Genomic DNA, 20314 nt, shown 5'->3' with positions numbered 1-20314 from the left:
CGTGAATCATGGAAGGGTTTTGTACGCCGTAGCGCTATCCCTGCTCTGCTGCGCTGCCTCGGGAACGGAAACCGCGCCGGTGGCCGGCCAGGGCACCGCCGGGCAGGAAGAAACACGGCAGGACGCCACCCAGGCCATGTACCGCGAGGCGCTGCAGTCGATCGCGGAGGGCCGCAAGACCGACGCAAGCAATACCCTGCAGCAGGTCATCCGTGCCGAACCCGAGCACGCCGGTGCCTGGCTCGACCTGGCACTGATCCAGTGTTCGCTCGGCTACCGCGAAGAAGCGGAACGCATGTTCGGGCAGATCGAACGCCGCTTCGATCCGCCCTCGGGCATCCAGGCCCTGATCGACGATGCGCGCCGCTCCGGCTGTTCCGAATGGCAGGCGATCAGCCAGCTCAACCTGTTGCTGGGCCGCGGCCGCGATACCAATGTCAACCAGGGCTCGACGGGCGTGCTCGATGCGGGCGCCGGCATCGAATTGCCGCTGCTCGAGGAATTCCAGCCGCGCGCGGACAACTTCACGGTGCTGTCCGGGGATTACATGCGCGACCTCACCAGCAACGGCACCACCGGCTTCGTGCAGTTCCAGCTGCGCCACCACGACCAGCTTTCCGAATACGACACCGGCGCGCTGTTCCTCGGCGTGGAAAGTCCGTGGCGCTTCGGCGCCTGGGCCATGCGCGGCAGCGCAACCCTTGCCCTGATCTCGCTCGGCGGCGAGTTCTACCAGCACCAGGCCCAGTTGCAGGCGCGCGTGTCACCGCCGCTGAAGCTGCCGCGCGGATGGCAATTCGACATGATCGGCCAGCTCAGCAACGTGCAATACCGCCGCCTGTCCAGCTTTGACGGCAATACGGCCGAGCTGCGCGGCCAGCTCAGCTATCGCAACGACGGCAGTTACGCCAGTGCCAGCGCGGGCCGCCTGGTCGACCATGCCCGGTCGGCCGACCGCCCCGGCGGCGACCGCAGCGGCTGGCTGCTGAATGCCCTGTGGCGCTATCGGCTGCCGCAGGACGTGTTCGGCGAAATCAGCTACAGCCGCCTGGCCTGGGATGGCTCGACACCGTATGCCAGCGGCCTGATCGACCAGGTGCGGCACCAGAACACGTCCACCTGGCGCGTGGGGCTCACCGTGCCGGTGTCGCGCAACCACAGCATCGTCCTCGAAGGGCGGGCGCTGAACAATCGCGAAAGCATCCCCATCTTCGCCTACCACGACCGCCAGGTCCAGCTGAGCTGGCAGTGGCGCCGCCCCTGACGCCGTCCGGGCTGCCGCTATAATGTATTACCCCACCGGCAGTACACTGAGGAATTTCCCGATGACAGGTAGCAGCAAGGCAGCGCTCGCGAACGCGGCAAGAACGAATGCAGACGCCGACGCGGCAGCGGACACGGCAGCGAGCCCGGAGGGTGGCCGCCAAGTCCAGGTGCATCTGCGCAAGATTCCATTGCTGGCCGAGCTCACGGACGAGGAAATGGCCATGGTCAAGGCCGACCTGCGCATTCGCCAGTATGCCAAGCGCGAAGTGGTGCTGCAAAAGGGCGGCATCGGCGACGGACTGATGTTCCTGCTGGCCGGGCATTTGCAGGTGATGGACGTGACCGAGGATGGCCGCGCCATCGGCCTGCGCCAGCTGGTGCCGGGCGACTTCTTCGGCGAAATCGCCCTGATCAACAATTCCACCCGCTCGGCCTCGGTGGTGGCGATGAGCGAAGCGCTGGTAGGCATGCTGCCGGCGGCGTCGGCCATGCATCTGCTGTCGCACTCGCCGTCGGTGGCACGCCAGATGCTGCGTCACCTGGCACAGAAGATCCAGCGCGACTCGGAATTCCGCTCCCTGCTCAGCATTAACAATACGTCCAAGCGCATCTATACCTTCCTGGTCCAGCAGCAACGGAAAAACGACGACGGCACGGTGGTCGAGAACCTGCCCACCCACCAGGATATCGCCAACATGATCAACACCAGCCGCGAGACCGTCACCAGGGCGCTGGCGGCGCTGGTGCAGCAGGGCATCATCAAGAAAGAGCCCAACCGGCTGGTGATCCAGAACCCGGAAGCACTGCAAAAACTGGTGCAGGGCTGACGTTTTCCTTGTGACAACCTGTTACATCCTGGACAAGTCGTTAGGGGTATAATCGCCAGTCCTATTTTTCCGCCATCCATTCGCGGTGGCGTCAGATGTCACATGAGCATTTTCCTTCCCACGTTGCCGCCGGGGGCACACCCATGATTTCACGCGCCATGTTGCGCGGCATCTGGGCATATCGCGGCTTTATCGCCGGCAGCGTCAAGCGCGAATTCCAGGCGAAGTACCGCAACACGATGCTGGGCGCCGCCTGGACCGTGCTGAGCCCGCTCGCGATGATCCTTGTCTACACGATGATCTTCTCGCAGGTAATGAAAAGCCGCCTGCCCGGATCCGATTCCGAATTCGCTTACAGCATCTACCTGTGCGCCGGCGTGCTGACATGGGGCCTGTTCGCCGAGATCACCGCGCGCGGCCAGAACATGTTTCTCGAGAACGGCAACCTGATCAAGAAAATCAGCTTTCCGCGCATCAGCCTGCCAGTCATCGTGGTGTCGAACGCGCTGGTCAACTTCGGCATCATCTTCACGCTGTTCATCGTCTTCCTGCTGGTGTCCGGGCAGTTCCCTGGCCTCGTCTTCCTCGGCCTGGTGCCGGTGCTGCTGCTGCTGGTGCTGTTCGCGATCGGCCTGTCGATGGTGCTGGGCGTGCTGAACGTGTTCTTCCGCGACGTGGGCCAGTTCTTCACGATCGCCACGCAGTTCTGGTTCTGGCTGACGCCGGTGGTCTACCCTGCCTCGATCATTCCCGAAGCGGTGCGGCCGTGGCTGTACTGGAATCCGCTGACGGCCATCATCCAGTCGTGCCAGCGCATCCTCGTGGAAGGCCTGTGGCCCGAGTGGGAGCGGCTGCAGCTGCCGCTGGCGTGGGCCGTGGTGCTGTGCATCCTCGGCTTCAAACTGTTCCGCAAGCGCGCGGGCGAAATGGTGGATGAACTGTAATGGGCTCGATTACCGTTTCCAAACTGGGCAAGGCCTACAAACAATATCCGACGCGCTGGTCGCGGCTTTCCGAATGGGTGCTGCCGTTCCGCGGTCCGCGCCATTCGCTGAAGTGGATCCTGCAGGACATCAATTTCCACGTGGCCGCCGGCGAAGCCGTGGGCCTGATCGGCATCAACGGCGCCGGCAAGAGCACGCTGCTGAAACTGATCACCGGCACCACGCAACCGTCCACCGGTTTCGTGGAACTGCGCGGCCGCGTGGCCGCGCTGCTGGAACTGGGCATGGGCTTCCACCCCGATTTCACCGGGCGCCAGAACGTGTACATGGCCGGCCAGCTGCTGGGCATGAGCGTGGAACAGATCACGGCGCTGATGCCGCAGATCGAGGACTTCGCCGAGATCGGCGAATACATCGACCAGCCGGTGCGCGTGTATTCGTCCGGCATGCAGATGCGCCTGGCGTTCTCGGTGGCCACCGCACAGCGGCCGGACATCCTGATCGTCGACGAAGCCCTGTCGGTCGGCGACACCTACTTCCAGCACAAGAGTTTCGACCGCATCCGCAGCTTCCGCCGCGCCGGCACGACGCTGCTGCTGGTATCGCACGACAAGCAGGCGATCCAGTCCGTGTGCGACCGCGCCATCCTGCTCGACGCCGGGCGGCTGGCGCGCGAAGGCAGCCCGGAAGAGATCATGGATTACTACAATGCCATGATCGCCGACCGCGAAAACAGCATGCTGCAGCTGAACGCGCGCGAAGACGGCAAGGTGCAGACGGTTTCGGGCACCGGCGAAGCCACCGTGCACGACATCGCCCTGGTCGACGAGCGCGGCGAACGCGTGGAAGTGATCGACGTCGGGGCACCCGTCACGCTGCAGGTCACGGTACGCGCGAAGGCGGCGATCCCGCGCATGGTGCTGGGCTACATGATCAAGGACCGGCTGGGCCAGACCATGTACGGCACCAACACCGACCTGAAAGGCATGCCGCTGGACGACGTGAAACCGGGCGAGGACATCGTGTACCGTTTCCGCTTCGACGCCAACCTGGGCCCGGGCAGCTACTCGGTGGCCACTGCCATCGTCAGCACCGAGACCCACCTCGTCAACAACTACGAATGGCGCGACCTGGCGCTCGTGTTCACCGTGGTGAACATGCGCCGGCCCTACTTCGAGGGTTCCGCCTGGATCGACCCCGCCATCGAGATCGCACGGCCATGACATTCATTTCGTATTCCCAGAACTTCGAGGACGTGCTGCTGTGGCGCGCCCTGGGCCATGTGAAGGACGGCTGCTATATCGACGTGGGCGCCAACGACCCGGTGCTGCACTCGGTCACGAAGGCGTTCTACGATGCCGGCTGGCACGGCCTCAACATCGAGCCGATGCCGTCGTACCGCCAGCCGTTCGAAGAGCAGCGCCCGCGCGACATCAACCTCACCTGCGCGGCGGGCGCGGCGCCGGGCGAACTGGTGCTGTTCGAGGTGCCCAGCATGAACGGCTGGGCCACCACCGATGCCGGCGTGGCCGCGATGCACCGCGCGCAGGGCTACGAAGTCACGGAAACGCGCGTGCCGGTGCATACGCTGGCCGCCATCTGCGCGCAGCACGCGCCAGCCGACATCCACTTCCTGAAGATCGACGTAGAAGGCTTCGAGGCCGAGGTGTTGAAGGGCATGGACTTCGAACGCTTCCGGCCGTGGATCGTGGTGGTCGAAGCCACGCTGCCGGGCAGCCGCGAAACCAACCACGAAACGTGGGAAGGCCTGGTGGTGCCGCACCGCTACCGCTTCGCCTATTTCGATGGCCTGAACCGCTACTACGTGGCGGAAGAACATCCGGAGCTGCTGGCCGCGCTGACCGTGCAGGCCAATGTGTTCGACGAGTTCGTCTCGCACCACCTGGTCGAGGCACAGGCGGAAAGCCGCGCGCTGGCCACCCAGGTGGGCAGCCACTGGCAGCGCGTGGAACAGCAGTCGGCGCAACTGGAAGAGCGTGCGCTGCAGGTCGACCAGGCCGCGCGCGAGCTGGAACGGATCGACGCCGCCCTGCGCGAAGCGCGGCTGGCGATCGCCGCCGGCAACGAAAAGGCCGAGGAACTGAGCGCTGCGCTGCGCGCCGCCGGGGACCGCGAAAAAGCCCTGCACGCCGACCTGCTGCGCACCGACGAATGGGGCCGCAACCTGGAGCAGCGCCTGCTCGCCGTGTACGCCAGCTCGTCGTGGCGCATCACGGCGCCGCTGCGCTACATTACCCGCCGCGGACCGGACAGCCTGCCCAACCTGGCGCGGCGCAAGGCCAAGGGCGCCGCGCGCCGCACCCTGCGCTGGCTGACGGCGCAGGAAGCGCTGCGCCGCACGCTGCTGCCGGTCATCGACCGGTCGCCGTGGCTGCAGGCGCGCGTGGCCCGCTTCCTCACGGCCGCCAAGAGCGCCACCGCCGACACACCGGCCGCCGCCGCCGCGGTGCCGCACCAGTTGCGCGACCTGCCGCAATCGGCCCGCACCGTGCTGGCGGACCTGCAGCGCGCCTACCAGCAACAAGATCAAGCAAAGCCCTGAACCATGCGTCTCGTCATCGATCTCCAGTCCTGCCAGAACGGCGCCGCCCACGATCGCGAAGGCGTGCTGGCGCAGGCGCGCGCGCTGGCGCAACAGGCCGGCCAGGAAGGCAGGCACACGGTGCTGGTGGCCATGTCGGGCCGCCACGCCGAACATATCGACGCACTGCGCCTCGCCTTCGACGGCGTGCTGCCGCCGGCCCGGGTGCTGGCCTACGGCACCCCCGCCCCCGGCACCCCGTGGAGCGAGCATGCGGCGCGCCAGTTGCGGCTGGGATTCCTGGCTTCCCTGGACGCCGATGCCGTGTACGTCCCGGGCCTGCTGGACCATCCGCAACCCGGGGCGCTGGCCGATCCGGTGCCGTCGGCACTGAACGCGGCCGGCATCGGCAGCGTTGCCGTGACGCCGGGCGACCTGCTGCAGCGGGCCGCTGTCGTGTTCGTAACCTCCGCCGCGGAAGAACGCCGCCTTGGCGCGCTGCTGCCGAAAGCAGCCGTGGTCGCCGTGCCGGCGCAGCCGGAAGCTGCCGCCACGCGCATCTGGGCGGCGCTGGAGGAAGCGCTCACTCACGCCATGGACCGCCAGCAGCCAGGCGGCAAAGCCGATGACAGGCCGCGCCTTGCGTACGTGTCACCGCTGCCGCCGGAAAAATCCGGCATCGCCGACTACAGTGCCGAGGTGATCGCCGAACTGGAAGCGCATTACGCCATCGAACTGGTGGTCACGCCCGGTTCTGCTCCCGGTTCCGCCCCCGATGCTGCGCTGGCGCGTTTCCCGGTGCGCAGCGCGGAGTGGTTCATGGAGCACGGCGGCCAGTACCAGCGCATCGTCTACCACTTCGGCAATTCGAACTACCACAAGCACATGTTCGCGCTGCTCGAGCGGCACCCGGGCATCGTGGTGCTGCACGACTTCTACCTGTCCGGCGTGCTGGACAACATGGAACGCGACGGCGACGTGCCGGAAGCGTTCCTGCGGGCGCTGTACGCGTCGCACGGCCACACCGGCCTGCGCCACCACGCCGAACATGGCCGCAACCCGACGATCTGGGCCTTCCCGTGCAACCTGCCGGTGCTGCAGCGCGCGGCCGGCGTGATCGTCCACAGCGATTTCTCGAAGCGGCTGGCCGAGCGCTGGTATGGCCCGGGCAGCGCCGACGGCTGGCGCACGCTGCCGCTGCTGCGCGGCGGCGCCCCCGCCGATCCGGCTGCATTCCGCGCCGAGGCACGGCAGGCGCTGGGCCTGGCCGCCGACGAGTACATCGTCAGCGCCTTCGGCATGCTGGGCGCCACCAAGCTGAACGACCGGCTGCTCGATGCCTTCCTGGCCTCGCCGCTGGCGCAGGACCCGCGCTGCCGGCTGGTATTCGTGGGCGAGAACGAAAGCGGCCCTTACGGCCGCGAACTGGCGCGCCGCATCGACGAACTGAAAGGCAAGGTGCGCATCACCGGCTTCGTCAGCGGTGCGGATTACGCGCGCTGGCTGGCTGCCAGCGATACCGCGGTGCAGCTGCGCGCGCAGACCCGCGGCGAAACCTCGGCCTCGGTGCTGGACTGCCTGCTGCACGGCGTGGCCACCGTGATCAACGCGCACGGCGCCTCGGCCGACCTGCCGGGCGACGTGCTGGTGAAACTGTCCGACGAATTCGCCACCGAAGACCTGGCCGACGCGCTGGCCCGGCTGCATGCCGATGCGCCGGCGCGCCTGGCGCTGGGCGAACGGGCGCGCGCCTACGTGGCACGCGAGCATGGCCCGGCGCAGGTGGGCCAGGGCTACGTGGCGGCGATCGAGCACTTCGCCCGGCACAGCCGCCCTGCGCACTACCGCCGCATGCTCGGCGCGCTGGCCGCGCCCGGCACGCCGCGCCCGCCGGACGAGGCGGCGCTGGCCGAGCTGGCCGCGCTGATCGCCCGCAACACGCCGCCGGCGGCGCCGCGGCAGCTGCTGGTGGACATCTCGGCACTGGTGCAGACCGATCACAAGACCGGCATCCAGCGCGTGGTGCGCAGCGTGCTGCTGGCGATGCTGAAGGATCCGCCGGCCGGATTCCGCGTGGAACCGGTGTACAGCGAGGGCGGCATGCGCAGCTACCGCTACGCGCGCCATTTCACCACCCGCATGGCCGGCGGCCAGGCACCGCAGCTGGAAGACGCGCCGGTCGAACTGGCCGCGGGCGATATCTTCCTCGGCCTCGACCTGGCCTCGAACATCACCACGCAGAACGAAGCGCTGCTGCTGCAGATGCGGCGCCAGGGCGTGCAGGTATGGTTCGTGGTCTACGACCTGCTGCCGCTGCTGCTGCCGCACGCCTTCCCCTACGGCACCGGCAAGTACTACGGCGATTACGTGAACACGATCACGCTGGCCGCCGACGGCATCGTGGCCATCTCGCGCTCGGTGGCGCAGGAGCTGCACGACCTGCTGGCCAGCCGACCGAACCGCCGCGCCACGCCATTGAAGCTGGGCTACTTCCACCTGGGCGCCGACATCGATGCGAGCGCGCCGTCGTCCGGCCTGCCGCCGGATGCCGAACAGGTGCTGGCCGCCGTGCAGTCGGCGCCGACGCTGCTGATGGTGGGCACGCTGGAACCGCGCAAGGGCCAGGCCCAGGCACTGGCGGCATTCGACCTGCTGTGGGAACGCGGCGTGGCGGCAAACCTCGTCATCGTCGGCAAGAACGGCTGGCTGATGGATGCGCTGGCCAAGCGCCTGGAGTCGCACCCGCAGCGCGGCACGCGGCTGTTCTGGCTGCCCGGTGTCTCCGACGAGATGCTGACCCGGCTGTATGCGAACTGCGCGGCGCTGCTGGCCGCCTCCGAGGGCGAAGGCTTCGGCCTGCCGCTGATCGAGGCGGCGCAAAAGGGCCTGCCGGTGATCGCGCGCGACATTCCGGTGTTCCGCGAAGTCGCCGGCGAACATGCTTTCTACTTCGATGGCAAGGAACCGGCACAGCTGGCCAGCGCCATCGAAGGCTGGCTGGCGCTGTACCATGCCGGCAACGCGCCGCCGTCGAACCGGATGCCGTGGCTGACGTGGCAGCAAAGCGCCGGGCAACTGGTCGATGCGGTGGTGCATGGCCGCACGCATGCGCGCGTGGAAGGCGGCGACATCGCCCCGCAGTTGCTGGTCGACGTGTCGGCCGTGGCGCGCGACGACCTGAAGACCGGCATCCAGCGCGTGGTGCGCGCGCAGCTGTTCGAGCTGCTGCGGCTGCCCACCACCCGCTTCCAGGTGCACCCGGTCTACCTGACCGACGAGGGCAACCGCTGGCACTACCGCTACGCGCGCCGTTATGAGCACGCCCTGCTGGGCACCAGCGATCACGGCGTGGTCGACGACGAGGTGCGCGTCGGCCAGGGCGACGTTTTCTACGCGCCGGACTTCTTCCCGGGCGCCGTGACCGAAGCCGCGCGCACCGGCCTGTACACGCGCTGGCGCGCGGCCGGCGTATCCGTGAACTTCCTCATCCACGACCTGCTGCCGCTGCTGCGGCCGGAATACTTCCCGCCGCGCACCGATGCGGTGTTCGAGAGCTGGCTGAAGGCGGTGGCCGCGAACGGCGACCGGCTGGTCTGCATCAGCGGCGCCGTGGCCGACGAAACCCGCGACTGGCTGGGGCAGCACATGCCCGGCCAGCCGCTGCCGGAACTGGCGGTGGTGCACCATGGCGCCGACATCGACGCATCGCGCCCCAGCACCGGCCTGCCGGACGAGGCACCCGCAGCGCTGGCCGATATCGCTGCCGTGCCGTCGTTCCTGATGGTGGGCACGATCGAACCGCGCAAGGGCCACATGCAGGCGCTCGACGCGTTCGAGCAGCTGTGGGCCGATGGCGTGGACGTGCGGCTGGTGATCGTCGGCGGCGAGGGCTGGAAAGGCTTGCCGGACAGCCAGCGCCGCACGATCCCGGCGATCATGGCGCGCCTGTCTGCCCACCCCGAGCTGGGCAAGCGGCTGCACTGGCTGCGCGGCATCAGCGACGAATACCTGGAAGCCGTCTACCGCGCCAGTGCCTGCCTGCTGGTGCCGAGCGAGGGCGAGGGCTTCGGCCTGCCGCTGATCGAGGCGGCGCGCCACGAGCTGCCGGTCATCGCGCGCGACATCCCGGTATTCCGCGAAGTGGCCGGCGACCACGCGCACTATTTCGACGGCACCTCCGGCGGCGCGCTGGCCGCCAGCCTGCGCGAATGGCTGGCCCTGCACAACTCCGGCAGCGAGGCCGCGTCGGCCGGCATGCCATGGCAGACCTGGGCCGACAATGCGCGGCGGCTGGCGGCGATCCTGTTCGGCGAAGAACTCAATCAGCGGACGACACCAACATGAACAACGACATCCTCGTTGATACCAAGGGCGGCGACATCGCCAACCAGGGTGCCGGCACCATCACGGCGGCGTACATCCCGGCCATCGCGGTCGTGATTCCCAGCTACAAGGTGACCCGGCACATCCTCGGCGTGATCGACGGCATCGGCCCCGAAGTCGTGCGCATCTACGTGGTCGACGACAAGTGCCCGGACGGTTCCGGCGCCTTCGTGCGCGCGCAATGCAGGGACCCGCGCGTGGTGGTACTGGAACACGCGGTGAACCAGGGCGTGGGCGGCGCGGTGATGACGGGTTACCGCGCCGCGATCGCGGACGGCATGGAAATCGTCGTCAAGGTCGATGGCGATGGCCAGATGGATGCGCGGCTGATCCCCGCGTTCGTGGCACCGATCCTGAACGGCGAGGCCGACTACACGAAGGGCAACCGCTTCTTTAACCTGGAACAGATCACGCAGATGCCGAAGATCCGGCTGTTCGGCAACGCCGTACTGTCGCTGATGACCAAGCTGTCCTCCGGCTACTGGGACCTGTTCGATCCGACCAACGGCTTTACCGCGGTGCACGTGGACGCGGCGCGCCACCTGCCGTTCGACAGGATCAGCAAGCGCTACTTCTTCGAGACCGACATGCTGTTCCGCCTGAACACGCTCAACGCCGTGGTGGTGGACGTGCCGATGGATGCCAGCTACGGCGACGAAGAGAGCAACCTGAAGATCTCGAAGATCGTCACCGAGTTCCTGTTCAAGCACATTCGCAATTTCGCCAAGCGGATCTTCTATAATTACTACCTGCGCAACATGTCGCTGGCATCGATCGAGCTGCCGGCCGGCCTGCTGATGATGCTGGCCGGCGCCGGCTACGGCATCATGCACTGGATCGAATCGGCCCGCGCCGGCGTGGCCACCGCCCCCGGCACCGTGATGGTGTCGGCGCTGCCGATCCTGATGGGTACCCAGCTGGTGCTGGCCTTCCTGGCCTACGACATCGCCCAGGTGCCGCGCCGCGCGATCCATCGCATCACCCGCTTCAGCCACCCCAAGCCCCCACGCAGCGATGACCAGCCAGTCGTCTGACCGCAACCGCATCCTGCTGTACCTGGCCGGCGGCGTGCTGAGCGCCGCGGTCGACATCGGTACGCTGCAGGCGCTGATCGCGTGCGGCGTGCCCACGCTGGTCGCCACCACGGTGGCCTTCGTGACCGGGCTGGTGGTCAACTACGGCTGGCATGCCCGCGTCACGTTCAGCCAGCAGGGCAAGGCCGCCAGCTTCGCGCGCTACCTGTGCGTGGTGGCGCTGACGTACGCGATGACACTCGGGCTGGTGGCCGGCTTCGAGCACGCGTTCGGCAGCCCGCTGGCAGGCAAGCTGGTGGCGCTGCCGCTGACGGCGGTGGCGGGCTACCTGCTCGGCAAGTGGTGGATCTACAGGTAAGGCAACACGCAAGGCCGTCCTTTCACTCCAACGAAAAAGAAAATCATGAAAGCGAGCTACTCCCGTATCGGGCAACACCCTGCCGCCGCCGGCCTGCTGCCGGCCATGCTGCTGATCCTGTTCTACCTGCTGCTGCGCAATGCCGGCATCTACCCGATCGTCTTCATCGACGAATGGATCTACGCGGGCGGCGCGCGCTTCCTGGAGCGGGCCGCGGCGGCCGTGCCGTCCTACGTCTACTTCGCGCTGTACGGGGTGACCAACAGCTGCGGCGACAGCTTCATGGAGTGCAACCGGCTGCTGAATGCCGTACTGCACGTGGGCGCTTCGCCGCTGATCTACCTGCTGGCGCGCCGCGTGGCGCCGCCGTGGGTGGCGGTACTGGTGGCGGTGGCCGCCGCGCTGGCGCCGGCCAATGCGCTGACGCCGTTCTTCATGCCGGAGGCGCCTTACTACTTCTCGTTCTGGCTGCTGTGCTGGGCGCTGTTCCGCATCCACGACCAGCCGGCCGTGGCGCCGGCGGCGCTGGTCGGCGCGATCGCCGGCATCGCCGCGATGGTCAAGCTGCATGCAATCTTCCTGCTGCCGGGCGCCGCGCTGTTCGTTGCCTATGCGGCATTCGCCGCACGCGGCCCGGGTGCGCGGCGCGGCTGGCTGGTGCAGACCGTGCTGCTGTGCGCGGCGATGGGGATCGCGTTCGCCGTGGCACGCTTCGGCTTCGGCTATCTGCTGGCCGGCAAATCCGGCCTGCACCTGTTCGGCGAACTGTATGCGAAGCAGGCCAGCTACACGGCCACGTCCCACCTGCCCTACCCGCAACTGGCGCTGCTGGCGCTGAACAACCTGCGCGGCCACGTGATGATGCTGGCCCTGCTGTTCGGCGTGCCGCTGGCCGTACTGGCCACGCACCTGGTCACGCTGCTGCGCCACGGCGTGCCTGCCGAGCGCAGGGATCCGGCCCAGGCCATGGCCGTGCTGACTTTCCTGATGCTGGGCAGCGCGCTCGGCGTGACGGTGCTGTTCACGGCATCGATCACCGGCCTCGGCGAACAGGAAGTGGCGTCGCGCATCCACACGCGCTATTACCACTTCGCGCTGCCGCTGCTGCTGCTGTGCTGCGCCAGCGCACTCGGTACGATACGGAAGGAAGCGTTGCAAGTGTCGCTGCCATGGCGCGCGGCGATGGGGCTGCTGGTGGCCGGCTTCATCGTCTACGCGAAGCTGCGGCTGCTGCACTACTTCACGCCGGGCATCGTCGACAGCCCGGAACTGCTGTCGGTCAGCCAGTCGGCGAGCGGCTTCATGGCCGTGACCGTGCTGGGCGTGCTCGCGCTGCTGGCGTGGATCGCGCGGCCAGGTCTCGGCGCGCGGCTGTTCATGTTCGTGTTCCTGCCGCTGGCCACGCTGCATTGCGCCGCCGTCACGGCCAAGCAGGTGCGCCTGTCGAACCACGCGGACGGCTACACGAAGGCGGGCCTGTTCGCGCGCCATTTCCTGACGCGCGCGCAGACCAACCGCATGGTCATCGCCGGCGAGGCGATCGGCGGCCTGCACCGCACCCGCTTCTACATCGAGAACCCGAACACGGCATTGCTCGAGGTGCCTGCCGGCTCGTCGCCCGACTGGGCCAAGCTGCCGGTGCAGGCCGAGCGTGTGCTCCTGATCGGCAAGTACGAGTTGCCGGAAGGCGCGACCGTGGAAAACCAGTTGCCCGACATTGCACTGGTCAAGCTGGGCGCGCCCAGCGCGCATGGCCGGATCCTGAATTTCTCCGGCGCGCTGCCGGCGCAGCTGGTGCGCGGCGTCACCGGCATTTCCGGCGCCGAACCATGGGGTGCCTGGAGCGACGGCGCCCGCGTGACGATCGCCTTCGCGCAGCCGCTGCCACAGCGCTTCCGGCTCACGCTGGCGGCCAAGGCGTTCGGCCCGAATGCCGGCCAGCCGGTCGTCATCGCGGCCGGCGGCACGCGGCGGCAGACCGTGTTCCAGGGCACGACCAGCATCAACAAGGTGGAATTCGAGACCGACGGCACGGCCGATACGCTGGAAATCACGATCCCGCAACCCACCTCGCCGCAACAGTTGAAGATCAATGCGGATACCCGGCTGCTCGGCCTGGCGCTGGAGACGCTGCGGATCGATCCGCAGCCGGCGGCGACGCCCTGACGGCCGCCAGGCCCCCGGGCATCCGGCAGGAAATCTGTTACCGGTTTTGCGTTTGCCCGTCGCGCCAGCGCGTGAAGTATTCGCCCACGCGCAGGTCGCCGCGGTAGCTGAAGTGGTGTGTGTCGCGGTACATCAGCGCGCCGTCGATCATCACGCGGCAGGCCTTGTCATTGCAGATGGCGCTGGCCGGGTCGAACACTTTCACCTGTGGGTAGTCTTTCAGCACCGAGCCGAAATCGGCGTTGTTGGCGCGCGCCGCATCGAGCTCGCTGCGCGGCAGTAAACAGTCGGCGCGGGTCTGCGTGCCGGCGATGGCGCCGCGGCGGATGCAGGCGCGCGGTTCGAAGCCGAGCGTGGGGTTGTCGATCACGAAGATCACTTCGCGGCCGGCGCGGGTGAACTTGTCGATCGTGGTGCGGAACGCGGGCAGGTACATGGCCTTCTCGGCCTCGGTCTGGCGCAGCAGCATCGCGGTGGAGATGACGATCGTCTTCACGCCCGGCGTGTTCAGCGCGATGTCGAGCATCTGCGGCGTGGCCTTCTGGTATTCGTCGCCACCGTCCGGCACGTCGAAGAACGGCACGCGCGTGCCCATGTACAGCAGGTTCTCGCCTTTCCCGCTCCAGTACTTCATCTGGCCGGCCACGATGTGGTAGGCGTGGCTGTCGCCGACCATGATCACGGTCGGCGGCTTCGTCACGTCGTGCATCAGGCAGTATTCGTACAGCGTGTCGAAGCCATAGCGGCGTTTGCAGGCCTCGGCGTTGGCCTTGTCCTCCACCAGCACCAGGTCCTTCTGCTGCAGCGCATTGTCCACCACCGAAGCGCGGGACGGCAGGCCATCCATCTTCCAGATCGCGCCGCCCGCGGCGGCCAGCACGACCATCGCCAGCGACAGCCCGGCGACCTTGGCGGCGCCATGCCGGGTACCGCGCAGCGGTGCTTCGACGACCTTCCACGTCAGCCACGACAGCACCAGCGCCGCGGCCAGGCAGGCCAGCTTGATCGTGCGCGACGGAATGCCCGATTCGACCACCTGCGCGAACGACAGCAGCGGCCAGTGCCACAGGTACAGCGGGTAGCTGATCAGCCCCACCCCGACCAGCAGCGGCCGTGCCAGGATGTGGCGGTTGACCCATGCTTTCGGGCCGGCGGCAATCAGCAGCACGGCGCCGCACACGGGCAGCAATGCCCACCAGCCGGGGAACTGGAAATCGCGCCGCATCGCCAGCATGGCCAGCACGATCAGCAGCAGTCCCGCCACCGATTGCACGTTGCGCGCGCGCGGGCTGGCGAAATCGACGATCGACGCCGGCTCGCCGTGGCGCCGCGCGCCGGCCGTCAAGGTATAGCCGTTGACGGTCATCCAGGCCAGGCCGGCACCCGCCAGCAGCTCCCATACGCGGGAGGCCGGCGAATAAAACGTCGCGCTGGCGAATTTGTGCACGCCGGCCACGTTGACGACGAACGACGCCACGCCGACGACCAGCGCCAGTGCCAGCAGCGAGAAGCGGCGCTTCACCGCCAAGTACAGCAGGACGGGCCAGACGATGTAGAACTGCTCCTCGATGCCGAGCGACCAGAGGTGCAGCAGCGGCTTGGTTTCCGCCGCCGTGTCGAAGTAGCCCACCTCGTTCCACAGCACGAAGTTGGCGACGAACGCCGCGCCGCCCAGCGCGTGCTTGCCCAGCTGCGCGAATTCGTCCGGGAACAGCGCGAACCAGCCGAACGCCAGGCAGCTCGACATCACCAGCAGCAGCGCCGGATAGATGCGGCGGATGCGGCGCGCGAAAAAGTCGGCAAAGCTGAACGTGCCGCGCTGCAGGTTGGCGATCAGGATCGTGCCGATCAGGTAGCCGGAAATGACGAAGAACACGTCCACCCCCGCGAAGCCGCCGCGGAACTTGCCGGGAAACGCGTGGAACAGCACTACCGACAGCACGGCAATGGCGCGCAGGCCATCGATATCGGGCCGGTAGGCAGGATGGACTTGCGCCGCGCCGGCCGGCGCCGCCGCTTCATGGAGACGGGTGGACTGTTGTGTCATGGATAATCGGTCAGCGGAAAGTTACTCAAAACCGGGGTCAGACCCCGGCTTTTGGAAATATTTCCTGATTTTGGGGTCAGACCCCGGTTTTTGGAAATGTTTTCAGCGAAACGAGAAGTGCTTGTGCCCCAGGAAGCTGGTGAAGACGGGGACGACGATGCCGGCCGCGTGGGCCAGCTCGGGGGCGTAGCGGGTGATGCCGAAGTGCGGCAGCACGTAGTGCAGCATGGCGACGCTGACGGCCCAGGTCTGCACGATGGCGACGAGGTTGACGAGCACGAAGTAGCCCGCGGCGTGGTGCACCGGCTGGGAACTGTCGCGGAACACGAACATGCGGTTCAGCACGAACGCCGTCACCATCCCCGTCACGTACGAGCACAGCACGGCGATCGAGAACGGCACCACTTCGTTGTACAGGATGCGCGTGAGGAAGTTGACGGCGGCGGCGGTGCCGCCCGTCAGCAGGAACACGGCGAACTGCCGAGACAGGAATTGACGGATCATGCGGCGGCCTCGCGTGCCATGTTGCGCCCGAAGGCGATGCTCTCGGAAATGCCGCGGTCTTCCGGGTAATAGTACGATGTATCGGCCACCCACAGTCCGTCCACCGGCAGCTTGGCCGGCGGCAGCCGGTCCAGGTAGCCCGGCTCGCAGATCGGCTGGGCATGGCGATAGCGGCTGGCGCGCATGTCGATGAAGTCCGCGTCGGTCAGCGCCGGGTTGATCTTCTTCAGGTAGCGCTTCACCTTGTCGAGGAAGGCCTGGTCGGGCTCGGCGAATTTCGGATGTTCGCCCGGCACGTAGAACGGCACGTAGACGATGTGCTCGCGCCCCATCGGCCGCAGGTTGGTGTACTCGACGAGGCCGGGAATGTCCATTTCCTCGTCATTGGTGTTGAGCCAGAAGTTTTCGGTGACGGGCTTTTTCAGCTTGGCGATCACGCAGACCACCGCGATGTTTTTCTTGGAGCGGAAGGCCTCCAGCGCGGCGGGCGGCAAATCCGGCATCACGCGCGGCACATAGGGCAGCGGGATCGTGCTGATCACCTTGTCGAACGCATCGAAGCCGGCGGCCGACTCCACGCCCTTCACGCGGCCGTCTTCGATGACGACTTTCGTGGCCGGTGTCTTCAGCCGCAGCTCGCCGCCGTGCCGCACGATATCCTCGCGCATCGCTTCGAGCACCGTGGCCGATCCGCCTTCCAGGTAGCCCAGCTTTTCCTTGAACAGGCTGGAACGCGACCGGCCGATACGGCGGATGCGGCTCCAGATCCACGCCGCCGAGAGGTTATGGCTGTAGTCGTAGAACTTGTAGTCGAACAGCCGCCGCCACAGCACTTCCCAGGCTTCGGGGCCGACGGCGCGCTTGATCCAGCCGGTGGCTTCCACGTTGTCCAGAGGCTTCCAGTCGTCGCGTTTGGTGGACAGGAAGGCATGCAGGCCGTAGCGGATCTTGGCCGCCAGCGACAGGCCGCGGAACTTCAGCAGCGCGATCGGATTGCCCCATTCCTGCACCTGCCCGCGATACCAGTAGCCCATCTTCGTGGCGACCCAGTGCATGCGGTCCGCCAGGCCCAGTTCGTCGAGCACCTGCAGGAACGCATGGTCGGAAATCGCATGGAAATGGTAATAGCGCTCGATCGAGGTGCCGGAGAAATCGAAATGCGCGGCCATGCCGCCGACGCGGTCGTCCGCCTCGTACACCACGGGCTCATGGCCGTCGCGGGCCAGCTCGTATGCCACGGCCAGGCCCATCGGCCCTGCCCCCAGCACGGCAATGCGTTGCTTCATTCAAAACTCCAGTACGACGTTGCTGTCATCGACGGCAACATATTGTTGCAATCAGAACTCCAGGACGACCTTGCCATATCGTGGATCATTGAAGGTTTCATCGATCGCGGTGGCGAACGGCGTGCTCTTCACGCCGAACATGCCGGGCCAGTCGATCACTTCGAAACTGTCGCGCGCCACCAGGGCGGCCAGCTGCTGCGTGGTGAACGGCGGATTGCTGTCGAACTTCCCCCATACCCACAGCAGCGCGTAGAACAGGCCGTAGGGAATCTTCACGATCGGCGTGCGCGCGCGCGTCACCCGCTTGATCTGGCGAATGATGTCGATGTAGTCCACTTCCTCGTGGCCGGAGATGTTGAACACGCCCTCGACCTGTGGATTGTCGATGCAGCCGATGATCACGTTGCAGAAGTCGCCCACGTACAGCGGCTGGCGCATGTAGCGGCCGTGGCCGGGAATCGGAAACACCGGCACCTTCGCCATGAAGCGCGACAGCCAGCCCAGGTGCTTGCGGTCGAACCAGCCGAACATCAGCGTCGGACGCAGGATCGGGCAGCGGATGCCGCTGGCCAGCACCATCTCTTCCTGGGTGCGCTTGCTGCGGGTGTAGAAATCGTCCGCCACCGACACCACCACCGAGGAGCTGATCGCCACCAGCCGGGTGTTCGGCTGGTCCTTGATGATGTCGAGCTGGTGCCGCGTGGCGTCGACGTTGTTGCGGACGAAGTCCTGCCAGTCGTTGCCGCCGATCTGCGCCTGCAGCATCACGACCACGGCACCGTCGGTGAAGTGCCGCGCCCAGTCGCCCGGTTCGGCCAGGTCGGCGTATTCGACGGTGATGTCGGGCTGCACGCCGCGCAGCACGTCGAGGTTGGCGCGGTGCTTGTCCAGCACCACGATGTGGCGGTAGCCGCGCGCCTTCAGGCGCGCGACGAGGTTCTGTCCCACCAGCCCGGCGCCGCCGGGCAGGATGATCTTGCGGTTCAAATCGGTCATGGTTGTTCCCTGATGCGGATGGCGTACAGCGACACGCCCAGCTTGCGGTCGTCCTGCGACAGCCCGAGGTCTTTCGGCGACTTCGGATCGGCGATGCGCAGTTCGATGTCCTGCGGCCCGGCGCCACCGGCGCCGAGATCGAGCCTGACCAGTTTGCGCAGCTGCTCCGCGGTGAATTCCCAGCTGCCGGCCGGGCGGCCGTTGACGTAGGCCCGCAGCTGGTGGCGCACTTCGGCAACCGGCACGAAGGCGCTCATGTCCAGTGTGACGCTGTCGCCGCGCCGCGCATCGGCCGGCAGGCGCAGGTGCGCCACCGGTCCGATCGTCCACGCGTAGCCGGCGCCCAGGTCGCTCCAGCCTTCGCCCAGCAGGGCGCCCAGCGCTTCCGGATCGGTCTTGCCTGCCAGGTAGCGGCTGGGCACGGGCGGCCCGCCGACGCGGTGGAATGCCAGGCCGATGCCGACAAAATCGGCCTCGCCATGCGCCAGCGACTCGGCGCCGCGCACCACGTAGCGCCGCGGCGTCGCCAGTTCTTCCGGCCGGCAGCGCGCCGCCGGCGTATTCGATACATGCCACTCGAGGTTCAGGCAGAACAGCCCGGGATCGCGCCGCGCCGCATAGGCTTGCAAGCCCAGCGCGTTGCTCCAGACTTCACCGCCATCGAAGCCGCTGCGGTCGAGGTCCAGCACGATGCGTCCGGTGCCCGGCACGGCGCGCAACTGTTCGTACAGCTGCTGCACGCCCGCCAGGTGGAAATGCCGCGCGTAGGTCGGCAGGCGGTGCGCCATCTGCCATGTCAGCGCCACGCCGGCCAGTGCCAGCAGCGATGCCGCAACGGCGGGCCGCCCCCGGCGCACGCCGCCCAGCAGGGCAAGCACCAGCAGCGCGGCGGCCAGCGCAGGCACGGCCCAGTAGAACATGCCGATGTACTGTTGCGCCAGCTGGTCGATGCCCACCTTGGCGTAGTACAGCAAGCCGGCGGTGGCGGCGAGGAAGACGATGGCGAACTGGCGCGACAGCCGTACCGGCACGCCGGGCAGGCCCTTCAGCATCAGCAGCACGAGCAGCATGCCCCAGGCCATGCCGACCCCGCCGCCCCAGTACACCGCCACGTACTCCAGTGCCTGCGCCAGGGTGTTGCCATGGCTGGCATCCTTGAACTTGCGGTACAGCGTGACCGGGCCGACTTCGTCCGTCAGCGTAGCGATCATCAGCGGCACCAGGAACAGGAACAGGATGCCGCAGGCGGCCAGCAGCGCTCGCCAGTGCGTGCGCACGAAGCGCGGCGACAGCACGCGCAGCGCCGGCTCGCGCAGCGTGACGGCCGCGTTGGCGAACAGCACCACCACCAGCATCACGCCCAGCGTGGCCACGAACGACACGTGGCCGTTGATCAGGAAACCGGTGGCGACGGCCAGCACGTGCAGCATGTCCGCCTCGCCATCCGCGAGGCGCGCCAGCGCCACCAGCGCGGCCGCGAACGGCAGGTAATACAGCTGCGGGAACCAGATGCCGGTGAACAGCTGGTAATCGAAATACGTGGAGACCAGCATCGCCACCGACACGAACAGCAGCGCCGGCGCCACGCCGCCGGCCATCTTGCGCAGCATCGCGAAGATCAATGCCAGCCAGGCCGCGTTGTACACGCACACCGCCAGCAACTGGCCGGAGAACGGCGACGGCACCAGGTGCAGCACGTCATGGAACACCAGTTCGCCCGCGGCCAGCGCGTACAGGATCGCCGGGCCGGGGTGGTTGAAGCCGACGCGCGAATAATTGCCGTGCACGAGCTGCAGCTTCTTGGCGTCCTGGATCAGCAGCGAGTTGGCGGCGAAGTCGCCGCCCTCGAGGTTGACCGCGCCGATCCACTGCCAGGCGGCCGCGGCCAGCGCGATGGCCAGCACCAGGAACACCGCAATGACGGGCCAGCGGCCTTGCCGGGTCTCGAAATCGTTCATGGA

At 67.3% G+C, this 20314-nt stretch carries 14 protein-coding genes; 9 read left to right on the top strand and 5 right to left on the bottom strand.

Features of this window, described 5'->3' with window-relative positions; all coding sequences use genetic code 11:
- Positions 1-19 precede the first annotated feature (19 nt).
- The 9 genes from ACY34H_RS17255 to ACY34H_RS17215 all read left to right on the top strand — a co-directional run bounded on the left by ACY34H_RS17255 (position 20) and on the right by ACY34H_RS17215 (position 13520).
- On the top strand, positions 20-1264 hold the full coding sequence (locus tag ACY34H_RS17255; RefSeq protein WP_464978701.1) for a tetratricopeptide repeat protein: 1245 nt from the start codon (positions 20-22) through the stop codon (positions 1262-1264).
- Between the two features lie 61 nt (positions 1265-1325).
- Positions 1326-2093 (top strand): Crp/Fnr family transcriptional regulator, encoded by a 768-nt coding sequence (locus ACY34H_RS17250; RefSeq protein WP_464978700.1) that lies wholly within the window; start codon positions 1326-1328, stop codon positions 2091-2093.
- Positions 2094-2236: 143 nt separating this feature from the next.
- Complete coding sequence (locus tag ACY34H_RS17245) at positions 2237-3037, top strand: ABC transporter permease (protein WP_464978699.1); 801 nt, start codon at positions 2237-2239, stop codon at positions 3035-3037.
- Positions 3037-4260 (top strand): ABC transporter ATP-binding protein, encoded by a 1224-nt coding sequence (locus ACY34H_RS17240; RefSeq protein ID WP_464978698.1) that lies wholly within the window; start codon positions 3037-3039, stop codon positions 4258-4260. Before ACY34H_RS17245 ends, ACY34H_RS17240 begins: the two co-directional genes overlap by 1 nt.
- Positions 4257-5600: an FkbM family methyltransferase gene (locus tag ACY34H_RS17235; RefSeq protein ID WP_464978697.1), complete on the top strand. Its 1344-nt coding sequence runs from the start codon at positions 4257-4259 to the stop codon at positions 5598-5600. The genes ACY34H_RS17240 and ACY34H_RS17235 overlap by 4 nt, the downstream gene beginning before the upstream one ends.
- Positions 5601-5603: 3 nt before the next feature.
- Positions 5604-9923: a glycosyltransferase gene (locus ACY34H_RS17230; protein WP_464978696.1), complete on the top strand. Its 4320-nt coding sequence runs from the start codon at positions 5604-5606 to the stop codon at positions 9921-9923.
- A complete protein-coding gene (locus tag ACY34H_RS17225; RefSeq protein ID WP_464978695.1) occupies positions 9920-10996 on the top strand; it encodes a glycosyltransferase family 2 protein in 1077 nt (358 codons plus the stop codon). The genes ACY34H_RS17230 and ACY34H_RS17225 overlap by 4 nt, the downstream gene beginning before the upstream one ends.
- Positions 10977-11354: a GtrA family protein gene (locus tag ACY34H_RS17220; protein WP_464978694.1), complete on the top strand. Its 378-nt coding sequence runs from the start codon at positions 10977-10979 to the stop codon at positions 11352-11354. The genes ACY34H_RS17225 and ACY34H_RS17220 overlap by 20 nt, the downstream gene beginning before the upstream one ends.
- A gap of 45 nt (positions 11355-11399) precedes the next feature.
- The gene (locus ACY34H_RS17215; RefSeq protein WP_464978693.1) at positions 11400-13520 is read left to right on the top strand and encodes a DUF7024 domain-containing protein; all 2121 of its coding nucleotides are present in this window, start codon (positions 11400-11402) and stop codon (positions 13518-13520) included.
- 37 nt (positions 13521-13557) lie between these two features.
- Here the strand turns inward: ACY34H_RS17215 and ACY34H_RS17210 are convergent, their stop codons facing one another.
- The 5 genes from ACY34H_RS17210 to ACY34H_RS17190 form a co-directional block, all read right to left on the bottom strand.
- Positions 13558-15567: an acyltransferase family protein gene (locus ACY34H_RS17210; RefSeq protein WP_464978692.1), complete on the bottom strand. Its 2010-nt coding sequence runs from the start codon at positions 15565-15567 to the stop codon at positions 13558-13560.
- Between the two features lie 102 nt (positions 15568-15669).
- The gene (locus ACY34H_RS17205; RefSeq protein ID WP_464978691.1) at positions 15670-16071 is read right to left on the bottom strand and encodes a GtrA family protein; all 402 of its coding nucleotides are present in this window, start codon (positions 16069-16071) and stop codon (positions 15670-15672) included.
- Entirely contained in the window at positions 16068-17357 is a 1290-nt protein-coding gene (locus tag ACY34H_RS17200; protein WP_464978690.1) for an NAD(P)/FAD-dependent oxidoreductase, read from the bottom strand. The genes ACY34H_RS17205 and ACY34H_RS17200 overlap by 4 nt, the downstream gene beginning before the upstream one ends.
- Before the next feature lie 51 nt (positions 17358-17408).
- Complete coding sequence (locus ACY34H_RS17195; protein WP_464978689.1) at positions 17409-18353, bottom strand: NAD-dependent epimerase/dehydratase family protein; 945 nt, start codon at positions 18351-18353, stop codon at positions 17409-17411.
- Complete coding sequence (locus ACY34H_RS17190) at positions 18350-20311, bottom strand: hypothetical protein (RefSeq protein WP_464978688.1); 1962 nt, start codon at positions 20309-20311, stop codon at positions 18350-18352. Before ACY34H_RS17190 ends, ACY34H_RS17195 begins: the two co-directional genes overlap by 4 nt.
- Positions 20312-20314: the final 3 nt, after the last annotated feature.

Source organism: Pseudoduganella sp. jia 9, from assembly GCF_055502615.1.
This window is presented reverse-complemented; position numbering and strand designations above follow the sequence as displayed.